Raw genomic sequence first — 15,004 nt, 5'->3', positions numbered from 1 at the left:
CTAGCGAAAGCATAAGCAAAAGTTTAGTATTTGTTTGAAATTAAGCACTTTAAATATACTAACTTTTGCTTTTTTGTACAATTATTTTTACGTATTTATTACGTGATTATATCGAACTCACGTTAAAATAGTTAATTGTAAGTAGGAAAAGTTGTGTTCTTAATTCGGAACTATAAAGCATAAAAAAACCTCGTTTTATCTCAAACTTAAATTGAGAAAAACGAGGTTTATTATTTTAAGAGAATTTATCTCTTTTAATTTATTCAGATATTATAAATCATATTTCAAAACAGCACCATTACTGGCATTGGTTACTAATGAACGGTATTGTCCTAACCATTTTGAGTTTAGTACTTTTTTAAGAGGAACAAATTCCGCTTTTCTTTTTGCGATTTCTTCATCACTTAAATTAACTGATAAGATGTATTGATCTACGTCAATATGGATTTCGTCACCATCTTTAAGTAATCCAATCATTCCGCCTTCGGCAGCTTCCGGAGATACGTGACCAATTGACGCTCCTCTTGTAGCACCACTAAAACGACCATCGGTAATTAATGCAACTGAATTTCCAAGTCCCATTCCCATGATTAATGAAGTTGGTGCCAACATTTCCTGCATTCCCGGACCTCCTTTAGGGCCTTCGTAACGAATAACAACTACATTACCCGCTTTTACTTTTCCTCCTAAAATACCTTCAATGGCTTCCGGTTGACCGTCAAAACAAACAGCCTTACCAGTGAATACTCGGTCTCCGGTAATACCAGCCGTTTTAATAACAGCACCTTGTTCGGCTAAATTACCATATAAAACAGCCAAACCACCTACTTGAGAATACGGATTGTCTATAGTGTGGATAATATTCGTGTCTTTAATATAGGCATCTTTGATTTTTTCTAATATTGTTTCTCCTGTAATAGTAAGGTTGTCTAATAGAATATCATCGCCTCTTTTAGTCATTTCTTTCATCACCGCATTTACACCACCAGCAGTATTGATGTCTTCCATGTGAACGGTTGATAAACTTGGAGAAATTTTAGCAATATGAGAAACTCTTTTTGATATTTTATTGATGTCTTCCAAGTTAAAATTAACATCTGCTTCTTTAGCAATAGCAAGCATGTGCAACACTGTATTCGAACTTCCACCCATTGCCATATCTACTGCAAAAGCATTTCTTACTGCATTTTCGTTAAGGATATTTCTCAGTTTGAATTTTTCTGTTTGTGCGCTGTCTTTTGCAATTTCGCAGATTCTTCTAGCCGCTTGTCTGTACAATTCTTCACGCTCTTTAGTTAATGCTAGAATAGTTCCGTTTCCAGGAAGTGCGATTCCCATAGCTTCCATTAAGGTATTCATGGAGTTTGCTGTAAACATTCCAGAACAGCTTCCTCCACTAGGACAGGCGTTACATTCAATGTCTTTTAATTCTTCATCGGTAATTTCGCCTAATTCGTGTTTTCCAACTGCTTCAAAAGCCGTAGCAAGGTCAATAGGAACTCCATCTTTAGTGTGTCCTTTTTTCATTGGTCCACCACTTACAAAAATGGTAGGAACATCTACTCTTAAAGCTCCCATAATCATTCCGGGAACAATTTTATCACAGTTAGGAATGGCAATCATTGCATCTAACTTATGAGCATTCATTACGGTTTCGATAGAGTTGGCAATAATTTCTCTTGAAGGCAAAGAAAAAAGCATTCCATCATGACCCATTGCAATACCGTCATCTACACCAATTGTATTGAATTCAAATGGCACACAACCATTGGCTTTAATTTCTTCTTTGATTACTCTTGATACTCTGTCCAGAAAAAAGTGTCCAGGAATAATTTCGATATAAGAATTGGCAACTCCAATAAATGGTTTATCAAAATCTTCATCAACTAATCCTGTTGCTCTAAACAATGATCTATGCGGGGTTCTTTGATGTCCTTTTTTTACTTCATCACTTCTCATGCTATGTCTTTTTGTATAATTAAAATTTTGGGCGCAAAGATAGGTATTCTTATACTTTATTAAAAAGTATGTTAGATTATATCGGATAAGAAATACTACCATTTACATTTTATCGGAAGTAAAAAAATAGAGGCTTACTAATTTTCTTTTTTGCTTGATCAAAAAAGAAACAAAAAAATATTCATTAGTTATTATTGTTTTTTGGTATTCATGAATCTTCGATTTCAAGTCTTACGCTTCCTCGTCGGTCAAATTAGTTTTCGAATACTGAAAGAAAAGAACTCGCTACGCTCAAACAGCTTTTCTTTCTACGTATTCTTCAAACATTTGACACTCGATTGCGGAAGCTAAGGACAGTTGAGTCTCGGAAATAACAGTATTTTGATTTATAGTTGATGCAAAAATAAACGTGATTTGATGTTCCTTTTTTTGTAAAAAATTATCATCAAAAACTAATTATATCTAACACATTCATTTTAATAATTTATTGATAATCCTGTGCCAAATCCCATATCACTGTCGTAATGGGTACGAATGCCGATATTTTTGTTAATGATATAGCGCAAATCCAACATGTATTCTTTATCGGTATTTACCATAAAGCCCGCTCTTAATCTCTTAGAAACAGGAATGTCTTCACGCATTAAGGATAAGCGTATAATTCCGTCCTGGTATACCTCTGTTTGGAAGTTAATTAACATCGGAAGTGTGTACATAACCCCCAGACTTATAGCGCTTCGATTGTCTTTTTTGTTGACTTGTTTAAATAAATTGGTTTCTTGTTCGTCGATTCCCATTTTGCGGTAACGCCAGTCAAAACCTATGAAAGGCATTAACCACTGCATTTTTCCAATGTATCTCCCCAGATGTGTTTCTACTTCATAACCATGCATTTTGTTGTAACCCAAACGCCATTCGGTACCTAGACTCCATCGTGATTTTTGGAGCATTGCTTCGCCGTCGATACCATTGTTTGCAAAATCACTAGTTGCCATTAAGTGAGGCATGTCACTTTCTTTTTGAAGCATTTTATAGGCTTCTTTTTTGTTGGTCAATAGTGGATTTTTGTAATCGCCCACTTCAAATACTCTGTTCATTCCGGCCATCATGTGATACAAAATGTGACAATGAAAGAACCAATCGCCTTCTTCATTTGCCAGAAATTCGATAGTATCCGTTTCCATTGGCATGATGTCCAGTACATTTTTGAGTGGTGCGTTTTCTCCATGACCATTTAAAAGTCTGAAATCAAAACCGTGTAAATGTATGGGATGGCGCATCATCGAGTTGTTGTAGAGCGTAATGCGGAGTATTTCGTCTTTTTTTACAGGAATCTTATCAGTCTCAGAAAGTATTTTATTATCCATACTCCAAACGTATCGGTTCATGTTTCCCGTAAGAGTAAATTTCAATTCTTTTACCGCAGCCGATTTTGGTAGTGTAGTGTTTTGAGGAGATTGAAGCATGGCATAGTTTAATGTCACTGTTTTTCCTAAGGCATTTGCATTGTATCGATTGGAATTATCGTCCGATTCTTCAGCCGGTGTTTTCTTTTTTTGCTTGGCTGTTTCCCCTGTTATTTCGGGATACATAACCACATTCATATCCATTTTGTTGAGACTCATATTCATTCCCATGTCATCAAGATCTCCGTTCATTTTCATCATGTCATTCATCATCTTCATCCCTTCAAAGTATTTGAGGTGAGGCAAAGCTCCAACGGACTCTTTAATTCCGTTTCCTATAAAGTAACTGGCTGAGTTGGTACGGTCTTCGGTGGTAGCCATAAATTCATAGGACTTCCCATCTTCGGGAATGCTTACAACTACATCATAAGTTTCTGAAACCGCAATAAGCAATCGGTCAACTTCAACGGGTTCCACATCATTTCCATCATTGGCAACCACAGTTATTTTTCCACCGGCATAGCGAAGCCAGAAATAAGAAGAAGCGCCTCCATTAGCAATGCGTAACCTCACTTTATCACCGGCTTTAAGAGGTTTTCCGTTGATGGTTTTTAGAAAAATTTCAGGACTACCGTTCATCAATATTTTTTCGTAGTACACATCACTTACGTCCATGGCTAACATTCGTTTCCATTCGTTGGTTAGTTTTGTTTTAAAATGTCCTCCGCTGATGGCTTCGGCATAACTTTGTGTAGCTCCTTTTTTGATTGCAGCCCAGTCATTGGCATTGCGTAACATTCTCTGAATATTATCCGGTTTTAGGTTTGTCCATTCGCTTAGGATTATCGGAACAGCTGGTAAATCGTCAATAGCTTTTCGGAAGGTTTTATCATCTGCTTTTTTCAGCATTATAAAATTTCCATATAGACCTATTTGTTCCTGAAATCCGGAATGGGAATGGTACCAATGTGTTCCGTTTTGGATAATAGGGAAGCGGTAAGTATGCGTTTCACCGGGTTTAATAGGCATTTGGGTAAGATAAGGAACACCGTCTTCTTTATTTGGCAAAAATACACCGTGCCAATGCAAGGAGGTATTTTCTTTTAGCTGGTTATGGACAACAATTTCGGCAGTGTCTCCTTCGGTAAAAGTCAGAGTAGGCATGGGAATTTGTCCATTTACAGCAATAGCTTTTTTGTTTTTCCCGGCATAGTTTACGATGGTGTCTTTTACATTCAGCTCATAGCGAACTACTTTTTGGGAAAAGGCCAATTGTATTGTAAACAATAGTAACACTGTTATAAAGAGCTGTTTTTGTAAAGAATAAATGGTGTTCATAATCTTGTTTTAATAGAATTGATATGCCAATTAGGATTATATTTTAGTTTCATTTTTCTTTTTTGCTTGATCAAAAAAGAAACAAAAAAATCAAGTCTTCGCTTCCTCGTCGGTCAAATTAGTTTTCGAATGCTAAAAGAAAAGAACTCGCTACGCTCAAACAGCTTTTCTTTTTACGCATTCTTCAAACATTTGACACTCGACTGCGAAAGCTAAGGACATTTGAAGCCGGGAAATAATAGTAATTTGTTTTTTATAAAATTATAAGCTTTGAACCGGCTAAAGTTATTATCAAAATGAGGTCAAATTATTTTGTTTCTACAACTGAACCACAGCTCAGCATAGCCGCACCGTAATAGGGATTTTCGATTTCTTTTTCAGTGCTTAACCAATAGGCTTTTTTCATAGGACAGTATTGATAGTAAACCGTTTTGTTGATTTTTTTAGTGTTTTTAACGATGTCCCATAATGTGGTTGATACTTCATTAAAGACCGCTCTTTGTTTTTCAATGTTAGATGCTTTAAGCAGCTTTTCAGTAGATTTTAGCAATGTTTCTTTCTGTTTAAAATTGCCATCTTCTTTAATACTTTGGTATAATGAGCTGATTGCCTGGTTAGCCAATTTAGTATTGCTGTTTACCAGGGCGTTTTTCACACTGATGTAATTATTCAAAAGTGTATTTGTATTTTGAGCAAAGACTGAATATCCAAACAGTAACATTGCTAATAGTGATAAGTTCTTTTTCATGGTTTTTGAGTTTAAGAGTTTAAAGGTTCAATTTTAAAGCCTGCTTTTTGGACTGTTTCTATAATTTTTTGTTCGCTAAATTCCTCTGTTTTCACAGTCAGAATTTTGTCTTTGTTGGCGGTGTCTACTTCCCAGTGATATAGGCCTTCTATTTCGTTTAGAAAAGGAGTTACTGTTGCTACACAACCCCCACAATTAATGTTCGTTTTGAACTTGAGTGTTTTATGTTTGTTTTCCATTTGGTTTAAAAATTAAATGTGATTTACTTATACAAAGTTGGATAAATTAGCGTTCGTGTTTATTGCGCTATTTCCTGTTTTATTTGTGACATTTACGGTTTTTATTTTTTCCATTTCAGCCTTAGGCTGTTGCTTACCACACTTACGCTACTCATTGCCATTGCTGCTCCAGCAAGCATCGGATTGAGTAAAAATCCGTTTATGGGATAGAGAATTCCTGCGGCTATTGGGATTCCAATACAATTGTAAATGAATGCCCAAAAAAGGTTTTGTTTAATAGTAGCCACAGTTTGTTTAGACAATTTGATGGCCTGTGGAATTTTGATAAGGTCTGATGAAATTAGCGTCATTTTAGCAACGTCCATCGCAATATCGCTTCCTTTACCCATTGCAATACTTACATCGGCGGTTGCCAGAGCGGTACTGTCATTAATTCCGTCGCCTACCATGGCTACTATCTTTCCTTTGCTTTGTAATTCTTTTATAAAATCGGCTTTGTGTTGAGGTAAAACTTCTGCTTTATAATGCTGGATACCTGTTTGGGCTGCAATTGCTTTGGCAGTAGCTTCATTATCACCGGTAAGCATGTAGATTTCAATATCCATTTCTTTCAATTTTTGGATAGCGATAACCGATGTTTCTTTTATCTTGTCTGAAATGGCAATTACAGCTAATACTTTGTTGCTGTTTGCAAACCAAATTACTGTTTGGGACTCATTACTCCATTTATTGGCTTGTTGTTGTAATTCGTCAGCAATAGTGATATTGTTACTTTTTATTAAGTTTTTGTTCCCTACAAAATAAGTTTCATCAGCATAAGTAGCTTTGGCGCCTTTTCCTGTAATACTTTCGAAAGAATGAATTAGAATATTTTGTTCTTCAGTAAAATAATCTACAACTGCTTCTGCTGATGGATGTTCCGATTGTTTTTCGATGCTTAATAAAACTTGTTTGCTTGTAGTATCTTCTTTTAGCCATTTTATGTTTGTTACTTTGGGTTTGCCTTCGGTTATGGTTCCTGTTTTGTCTAATACGATGGCATTGATTTTTTTAGCGAGTTCGAGACTTTCGGCATCTTTAATCAAAATTCCCTGTTCGGCGGCTTTACCTACGCCTACCATAATAGCAGTAGGAGTGGCTAATCCCAAAGCACAGGGACAGGCAATTACTAATACTGTCACTGCGGCTAAAAGTCCATGAACGATGCCGTTATCGCCACCAAGTATTAGCCAAATTATAAAAGTGAGAATTGCAATTCCTATTACAATTGGCACAAAAATGCCGGCAATTTTATCGACTAATTTTTGCACAGGAGCCTTACTACCCTGGGCATCTTGTACCATTTTGATTATTTGGGCCAGCATGGTTTCTTTGCCTACTTTCAGGGCTTTAAACTGGAAGCTTCCTTTTTGATTGATAGTTCCTGCAAAGACTTTTTCGTTGGTCGTTTTTAATACAGGAATGGGTTCACCGCTTAGCATGCTTTCATCTACATAAGAATTGCCCGAGAGTACTATTCCATCAACAGCTATTTTCTCACCCGGTTTTACCAGAATTGTATCTCCAGCGTTGACTTCTTCTATGGCTATTTCTTTTTGCTGTCCATCCGGCAAGATTAAAACGACTGTTTTGGGTTGTAATCCCATTAGTTTTTTAATAGCAGATGAGGTGTTGCCTTTGGCTTTTTCTTCCAATAATTTCCCCAAAAGAATAAAAGCAATTACTACCGAAGCCGCTTCAAAATACACATGAGCGTGTAAACCTCTTTTGTGCCAGAAATCAGGGTAAAGCATATTTAGTACACTAAAAATATAAGCAATACCGGTGCTCAATGCCACAAGGGTATCCATGTTAGCCGAGCGGTGTTTTGCCTGTTTCCAGGCGTTGATGAAAAAATCTTTTCCTAACCAAAGCACCACTGGAGTAGTAAGCAGCCACATGATTTCATTGGCATAAGGAATATCCATGGCAAACATTCCAATTACAACCACAGGAAATGATAGTATAGTAGCCCATAGCGTTTTTTGTTTTAGCAGGTAGAACTTTTCCTCGTGAATGGCTTCGAGTGTTACCTGCTGTGTTGATTCGCTTTCTATCAATAAATCATAACCTATCGATTGTACTGCTTTTTGCAAAGCTAAAGGATTGGTCATATTAGGAAGGTATTCAACCGTTAGAGTTGCAGTGGCAAAATTGACGCTGGCATTTACAACGCCATCAATTGGTTTTACGATACTTTCGGCACTAACAGCGCAGGAAGCACAAGACATATTGAGTACAGGGATGTTTTTTTTCATGGTGGTCACACCATAGCCCAAATCTTTGATGACTTTTATAGCTTCGGAAACCACATCATTATTGCTAACTGTAATAACCGCTCTGTTATTGTTGAGTTCTACCTTATGGCTTTCAATACCTTTAATTTGGGCAAGACCTTTGTCTACAATTAGCGCACAATGTTCGCTTTCTACGTTTTCTAAGGGCAGGTATAGTATTGGTTTCGAATTTGTTGCCATGATGTGTAATTTAAATTATACATACAAAGTTGGCGATAAAATCAAAGAGGACTGTTGTGGAATTTTGGAATTGATTTGTAAGATTTACAATTGATCCAAAGGTTTTCTTTTGTCTTCCTTGATTTGTTTGAAATGACTAGGGGTAAGCCCGGTTACTTTTTTGAATTGGTTACTCAAATAAGCAACGCTCGAATAATTAAGTTGGAATGCAATTTCGCTTAAAGACAATTCATTATAGACTAATAATTCTTTTACCCGCTCTATTTTTTGAGTGATAAAATATTTTTCGATAGTAGTTCCTTCAATTTCCGAAAACAGATTGGATAAATAATTGTAATCGTGATGCAGTTCGCTGCTGAGTACTTCAGAGAGATTGTTTTTTAGTTCGTTATTCTGATGATGTACCAGCCTGATAATTGTGTTTTTTATTTTTTCAATAATCTGGCTCTTTTTGTCGTCAATGAGTTCGAATCCCAATGGGGATAAGGCTTTATCGATTGCTTTTTTTTGCTCTTCAGATAATTCATTTTCGAATACTACTTCTCCTAATTGAATATGTTTAACGCTTAGATTTAATTTATCCATTTCATTTTGAACCACCATGATACAGCGGTTGCAAACCATATTTTTAATAAAGAGTTTATTCATTTTTTGATTTTTTTTATGCAATCGAACAATTAGCACTGGAAAAACGAAGTTATGAAAATTAGAGTTTGTATTTACAGTAAAAGCGGAAATGGTTTGAAATGGTTGATGCTATTGTTTTTCCATTCAACAATTTTTACAGTTTCAGCGATTCTTTTTTTATTCAATTTTAGGAAAAGATATTTTGTACAAACTAAAACAACCTACATTCCAGGCCAATATAAAACATTAAACTTATGTCCGTCGGGATCAGAAAAACCAAAAGTGTATCCTTGTTCATAGTTTGTTGGTTCGAGGAAAATTGTTCCTCCTGCTTTTCTAACTTCAGCAGCCCAGTTGTCAACTTCTTCTTTGGTTTTTGCCGATAAACTAAATATAATTTCGTTTCCTTTGGATAAGTCAGCTATTCCGGGCATGAATTTTTCAAGCTGTTCTTTTATGAAGAAGTGTATAACAAAATTGTTATCACCAAAAAAGAAACTGCTCAGTTCTTCCGAATTGCCATTGGGTTTAAAACCCAATGTTGTGTAGAATTTAGTTGTTCGCTCAAGATCTTTTACAGCTAAATTTCCCCATATTTGATTCGTTTTCATAAGCTTTCTTTTGATGTTCTTATAAAATTAGGAATTTATTTTTGCATTAAATAATAGTCATTGTTCTTATAAATAGTTTTGATTCAGCTTTCTAGCGTTTTGTTTTCTGTTTAAGTGGGGACCTGATGCAATTTCTATAGGACTGTCATTAGAAAATTAATAAAATATTGGCATTTAAAAAAAAGATAATTTTTATTTTTAAGATACGGTTATTGTTAAAATATAATGTTTAAAGCTTTTTGTTTTACTACAATAATTTAGTTTAGTATTAATTAAATTTTTACAATTATGACAGAAGAATTCACAATCATTGAAAAAGAAGACATAGCTTCTCTTAAGTTTCCTGCAACAGATGTTCTGGAGGATACTGGCGAAATAAAAACGAGAATAAGTGAAATAAACCGGGCTTTGTCATTGGGGAATTTAGAGCATTCAAAAATTAAAATTTTCTTTGAAGACAATGAATCTAAGAAGATAGTTAATACTACCGTCTGGGCTGTTACCGACAAAAATGTTATTTTAAAACAAGGAGTAATGATCCCAATTCACAGAATATATAAGTTGTTTTAGTAACTTTTCCTTTTATCAGGAATTGATTTTTCTTTGTGTTCAAGGATAAAAAACGGCGCAAGTCTCTATAGAGTTTGCGCCGTTTTTTATTGGTTTTTATTTAAAAGCAAAATTATTCCATCCAGGATGTGTTAGTGAATTTTACTTTATAAGGGAAATTTTCGTCGTTGTCAGGCTTGTTATCCCATACATGGTTAAGGTGTTCAGTAGGAGCTCCAGTTACCACTAACCAAAGTTCTTTGGCATTTTCGGGTATTGTGATTATGGATCTGCCTTTTTTTGCTTTTTTCATGGTGCCATAAATGACTGTATCATTTTCTTTTATCACAAGCAAACCATAACGCCATCCTTCAATAGAAGACCATTGTCCTTTTAGACCTTCAAAATCAACAGTTACCTTAGTTTCTAATGCCGGAACATTAAGTTGTATTGCATTATAACCATAGATTTGAGGAGTTTGGGTGTCAGATATTTTATAATACCCATTATCTGCAACTTCCAGCGCAGTATGATGCCTGAATTTTTTTTGCTCAGCTATAGCTAAGTTTTTAATGAATGATTTATTGTAGATTCCTAAAGGATAATCCCAAGCGATATTTTTACAGGCATATTCAAAAAACTCATCATTTAACTGATTTTGATTAATTCCAGTAATTCTTTTATAGGTTTGTAGCGGATGTTCCGGAACGTTAGCTCCTCGCCAAAGTTTTCCTAAAAAATCTACTCCATGTTTTTGTTTCCAAAATTCCATTAAGTACATAGACTGATACCTGTAATCTTCATGCGAGAAATTTTTATGCACATTTTTTAAGAAATGAGGTATTTCATGAGTGAAACTGCTATTGTTTATTTGCCATGACATGTATTGTGCACATTGCTCCCAAAATTGGCCTACATAATTTTGATCTCTAAAACCATAATTTCCATCACAGGCTGTTTGATATTGAAAAGTATGTCCAAACTCATGAGCTAATGCCGAATCGGTTCTTGATGCCCAGGGATTAACCCATAAAGCCCCAATCACATTGTCATAGCCCGCTCCGGTGGCCAACCATTCTTCCTGATAACGGAGTATTATAATCATTCGGTATTGATCTGTTTTTGATTTTCCTTTTACCACAAATTTCATCGTGTCACGATAATAGGAATAATAATTTTCGGCTTTTGCCAATGTATTATTAATATCTACGCAAAGTTTCGGATTAGGGGCTTTGTCAGGATATTGCCCAAATCCTTTTGCCCAAAAAATAATGATATTATCGGAAGAAGCACTTCTTTGATAGCTCCATTCACTATCGTTAGAATTGAAATCATTATTCTTTAATTCAATTGGGATGTAAATTTCTTTTCCTCCGATGGGTTTTTCGCCAAAAGTATAGTTAAAATTTGCAGGAGCTGTTGTTTTTGAGTTAGAAGGGATGCTTACAGCAGCAGTACTAGAAAAACTTAAAGCAATATAAAATAAAAAGGCTTTGAAATATTTAAGTTGGTTCATGGTTGTATTAATGTTGATTGCTAATAGAGTAAACGTAATAGAGCAAAATCTTGTTATTACGAACTCGGTGAAATTAAGGTTTTTCTCCAACGGCTACAACCATTTCGCAGGGTCCGGTAAAACCTTTTTCAGATTCGAAGGTTTGAAGTTCTCTTTCAATTTCGTCCCAGACAGCTTCTCTTTCTGCGCTAGATAAATTACTCATCATTTGATGCAAGGCGCCAAATGATTCTTTTTCAAATCGCAAGCACTCACTTGCTGACGAAAGTTGTAAAGGCGAGTCTACAAGTTCTGATTTTACATTTATAAATCCAGCCTGCTCAAACGCTTTTTCAATAATACCTTCAGCACCTAAGCTAAAAGGGCCAGGCTGACCTGGTAGAGGTGGTGGCAGTTTTGCCCGATTGCGAATAATAGAAACAGGAATCGAGAAAAATTTGTTTTTTTCAGGAGTCGAATAAACAATGGCAGCAACTTTTCCGCCTGGCTTAAGTACCCGTAACATCTCTTTTAATGCCTGTTGTTGGTCAGGAAAATAGATTAGTCCAACTCTGGAAATAACGGCATCAAATGTTCCATCTTCAAGACTTAGGTTTTCACCATCCATTACTTTTGTTTTGATATTACTGCAGCCATTTTGTTCGGCCATTTTTTGGGCATATTCCAAAATATTTGAAGAAATGTCAGTAGCTAAGACCTCGCCTGAAGAACCCACTTTTTTAGCTGTGGTGATGGATTGTTCACCCGCTCCCGCAGCGATATCAAGAACGCGATATCCGGTGGTGATTCCAGCCATATCAAGCATTTTTTCAGTGGCATTACCAAGCCATTGGTTAAGTGTAGGACTCCAACGAAACCAAGCATCAGCTGTTTCTTGCCACTGGTCGCGAGTCGTATTTTTGTACTTAACAGGATCAAATTGAGGTGCTGTTGGTTCCATAAGCTTGATTTTGATGTTCTTATAAAGATAAGAATTTATTCTTGTATTAAATCATAGTCATTGCTGTTCTAAATAGTTTTGGTTTAGATTAATAGTGTTTGACTTTTTATCATAGAATGCACCAGTTTGGGTGTGAATACACCAGTTGGGGATATTCGATGAAATCGAGCCAGTGAGGGGTGCAATTACCTGAAAAATTAGGCAATTATTTTTGCTTGCTGTTATAACCAGTTTTAACTTAAATTTGAAACTTTTAAAATATTTGATTTTGGTAAATTTAAGCCATACTTGATTCTTAAAACCTCAGTAATAACATCAATTCTAGTTCCTATCCAACATTTTCGATTTTCTTTAGGCCAATCAGTCATGACGGCTACAAGTTGTTTTGAATTATTACCACTTACAATTTCTTTAGGATCTGAAAACCACAGTCCACATCCACTCATTCCATATGTATCAGGACCATTCGAAATTGTTGAGTTTGTGTGATTAAATACTCTGTTTTTATCATAATTAACTATTATGTTCGAATGGAAATCCCTGTTTAGTTGCGCGTAAAATTTTGCGTCAGTTGGCATTGTTGTATAGAAAAATGGTTTTGTAATAAATTTATCTTCTTTGTATTTTATTTTAGACTTTGAAGTGGGAAAGCCAACGGCTGAATACATTGGAAGATTCAAAAACTCATGACTTACTCCAAGTTGCGACTGAGATAGAAATTTATAAATTGGCGGTATTTTAGAAACTGTTTCGGGATATAATTTAAAGATTGCAATGTCAATTTTATCCTTTTCTCGGTTTTGTGTTAATGCCGTAAAAGTAACGTCTCCACCAGGTGAAAGCAAGTTGTGTTCCCCAACTGGAATAAATAGATTGTCGGTTTTATTGTCAATAACATGAGCAGCTGTTACAAGAAATTTTTCTGCATCAACTTCAATAAATATTCCAGTGCCATGAGATTTGGGGTTATCATCCTTAATAGTTATAAGTTGACAAGTACACGAATAAGCTTCAGCAATATCTTTAAGTTGTAAGTTTTTGTAATGGTTAAGGATTTCGTTCATAAAAATTAGCTATAACTTGTGTATACTACTGAAGTAGTCAGACTTATACCCGTATTTGGGAGGCTAAGTCAGACAAACGTCAGACTTTATTAGTTGTCAAATATATAAAAATAATCTTATTATTTTTGTAAAACACTACCATTCAAAAACAAAAAAATACCGCAAATTCACAAAATTTTAATTTGCGAATTTGCGGTATAATAAATTTTAATTGAAAGATAAACTATCGAATCGCTTTTACAAAATCTGCAATTTTTCCACTGCCGTTTTCTTTTAAGTGAGTAATAAACGCACTACCAATAATAGCGCCTTTGGCATATTGAGTAGCCTGGTTGAAGGTTTCGGTATTGTTGATTCCGAATCCTACGATTTGTGGATTTTTTAAATTCAAATTGGCAATGCGTTTGAAATAATCTTCCTGTACGTTGCCAAATCCTGCCTGCGAACCCGTAACACTTGCCGAGCTTACCATATAGATAAATCCGCTGGAAACGCTGTCTATAAAACGAATGCGCTCGTCAGAAGTTTGTGGTGTAATTAAAAACACGTTAATTAAACCGTATTTGTCAAAAGTAGCTTTGTATTGTTCAGCATACACATCTACCGGTAAATCAGGAATGATTAAACCATCAATACCAATTTCGGCACATTTAGCGCAAAAAGCATCTACGCCATATTGCAACATTGGGTTAAAATAGCCCATGATTACCAGTGGAATCGACACCGTTTTACGGATATCTTTTAGTTGGTCAAATAAAATTTGGGAGGTCATCCCGTTGTGTAAAGCAGTTGTAGAACTTGCCTGGATAATAGGGCCGTCGGCTAACGGATCGCTAAATGGCAAGCCAATTTCGATCATGTCAATACCGCTTTTTTCTAAGTCCTGGATAATTTGTACCGTATCGTTCAAGTTGGGATATCCCGCCGAAAAGTAGATGGAAAGTATCTTTTTGTCTTCTTGTAATTTTTGTTCGATTCTGTTCATTGTAAAGTTTCGATTTTTACCACAAATTGAGTTATCAATTTAAGCTTGTTTTTTGATGAACCATTAAGGAATTAAGATAAGTTAAGTCTAAATTCTCTTAATTTCTTAATGTTTAAAATATTTCAAATGGTAAATTTAAAAGTTAGTGCTATCAGTTTGTTTTTAATTGGTAACAATATATGCCCAGGCAGTTTGAAGGGATTCTAAGGTTACTTCGATGCGTCTGTAATGCAAACCTTCGTAGGTGTCGGCAAGATAAACGTCTTGTTCGGTGATGTCATATACTAATCCGGTAACAATGTCTTCGGGATTTCTGGTAGCAACAATAATAGGATATCTTTCTATGCCAAATTCCTCTTCAATTTCGATATAGTTAATTACAAAACCTACTAATCTGTCTGGAACTCCTTTTAGTGAGCGACCGAAAATGTTTTCTTGAATGTCTTTGTCTTTTAAAGTTCCGTAAGCGAATAACTTTTCCATTTGTACTGTTTTGAAATTAGACT

At 35.4% G+C, this 15,004-nt stretch carries 13 protein-coding genes; 1 reads left to right on the top strand and 12 read right to left on the bottom strand.

Going from position 1 to position 15,004, the window contains the following annotated elements; all coding sequences use genetic code 11:
- Positions 1–270: 270 nt before the first annotated feature.
- From ilvD to EOD40_RS09645, 7 genes are all read right to left on the bottom strand, one after another.
- Positions 271–1,959, bottom strand: coding sequence for a dihydroxy-acid dehydratase (gene ilvD, locus EOD40_RS09675; protein WP_128194997.1), 1,689 nt, complete (start codon positions 1,957–1,959; stop codon positions 271–273).
- Positions 1,960–2,435: 476 nt separating this feature from the next.
- Positions 2,436–4,703 carry a multicopper oxidase family protein gene (locus tag EOD40_RS09670; RefSeq protein WP_128194995.1) on the bottom strand — a complete coding sequence of 756 codons (2,268 nt, stop codon included), beginning with the start codon at positions 4,701–4,703 and terminating at the stop codon, positions 2,436–2,438.
- A gap of 307 nt (positions 4,704–5,010) precedes the next feature.
- On the bottom strand, positions 5,011–5,451 hold the full coding sequence (locus EOD40_RS09665) for a DUF3347 domain-containing protein (protein ID WP_128194993.1): 441 nt from the start codon (positions 5,449–5,451) through the stop codon (positions 5,011–5,013).
- A gap of 11 nt (positions 5,452–5,462) precedes the next feature.
- Positions 5,463–5,690 carry a heavy-metal-associated domain-containing protein gene (locus EOD40_RS09660; protein WP_128194991.1) on the bottom strand — a complete coding sequence of 76 codons (228 nt, stop codon included), beginning with the start codon at positions 5,688–5,690 and terminating at the stop codon, positions 5,463–5,465.
- 101 nt (positions 5,691–5,791) lie between these two features.
- Positions 5,792–8,206 carry a heavy metal translocating P-type ATPase gene (locus EOD40_RS09655; protein ID WP_128194989.1) on the bottom strand — a complete coding sequence of 805 codons (2,415 nt, stop codon included), beginning with the start codon at positions 8,204–8,206 and terminating at the stop codon, positions 5,792–5,794.
- An 84-nt stretch (positions 8,207–8,290) separates the two neighbouring features.
- Entirely contained in the window at positions 8,291–8,854 is a 564-nt protein-coding gene (locus EOD40_RS09650) for a helix-turn-helix domain-containing protein (RefSeq protein WP_128194987.1), read from the bottom strand.
- Between the two features lie 200 nt (positions 8,855–9,054).
- Positions 9,055–9,444 carry a VOC family protein gene (locus EOD40_RS09645; protein ID WP_128194985.1) on the bottom strand — a complete coding sequence of 130 codons (390 nt, stop codon included), beginning with the start codon at positions 9,442–9,444 and terminating at the stop codon, positions 9,055–9,057.
- 288 nt (positions 9,445–9,732) lie between these two features.
- Between EOD40_RS09645 and EOD40_RS09640 the strand changes: the two genes are divergently transcribed.
- A complete protein-coding gene (locus EOD40_RS09640) occupies positions 9,733–10,014 on the top strand; it encodes a hypothetical protein (protein ID WP_128194983.1) in 282 nt (93 codons plus the stop codon).
- Positions 10,015–10,126: 112 nt separating this feature from the next.
- On the opposite strand, the gene EOD40_RS09635 is transcribed toward EOD40_RS09640, so the two are convergent.
- From EOD40_RS09635 to EOD40_RS09615, 5 genes are all read right to left on the bottom strand, one after another.
- Positions 10,127–11,509 carry a DUF6055 domain-containing protein gene (locus tag EOD40_RS09635; protein ID WP_128194981.1) on the bottom strand — a complete coding sequence of 461 codons (1,383 nt, stop codon included), beginning with the start codon at positions 11,507–11,509 and terminating at the stop codon, positions 10,127–10,129.
- 73 nt (positions 11,510–11,582) lie between these two features.
- Positions 11,583–12,449 carry a class I SAM-dependent methyltransferase gene (locus tag EOD40_RS09630; RefSeq protein ID WP_128194979.1) on the bottom strand — a complete coding sequence of 289 codons (867 nt, stop codon included), beginning with the start codon at positions 12,447–12,449 and terminating at the stop codon, positions 11,583–11,585.
- 233 nt (positions 12,450–12,682) lie between these two features.
- Entirely contained in the window at positions 12,683–13,513 is an 831-nt protein-coding gene (locus tag EOD40_RS09625) for a serine protease family protein (protein ID WP_128194977.1), read from the bottom strand.
- A 223-nt stretch (positions 13,514–13,736) separates the two neighbouring features.
- A complete protein-coding gene (gene trpA / locus EOD40_RS09620) occupies positions 13,737–14,498 on the bottom strand; it encodes a tryptophan synthase subunit alpha (protein WP_128194975.1) in 762 nt (253 codons plus the stop codon).
- Positions 14,499–14,660: 162 nt separating this feature from the next.
- Positions 14,661–14,981 carry a gamma-glutamylcyclotransferase family protein gene (locus EOD40_RS09615; protein ID WP_128194973.1) on the bottom strand — a complete coding sequence of 107 codons (321 nt, stop codon included), beginning with the start codon at positions 14,979–14,981 and terminating at the stop codon, positions 14,661–14,663.
- Positions 14,982–15,004 lie beyond the last annotated feature (23 nt).

It is taken from the genome of Flavobacterium sufflavum, from assembly GCF_004016525.1.
Taxonomy (GTDB): domain Bacteria; phylum Bacteroidota; class Bacteroidia; order Flavobacteriales; family Flavobacteriaceae; genus Flavobacterium; species Flavobacterium sufflavum.
The sequence above is the reverse complement of the archived record's forward strand: the minus strand, read 5'-3'. Positions and strand labels throughout refer to the sequence as shown.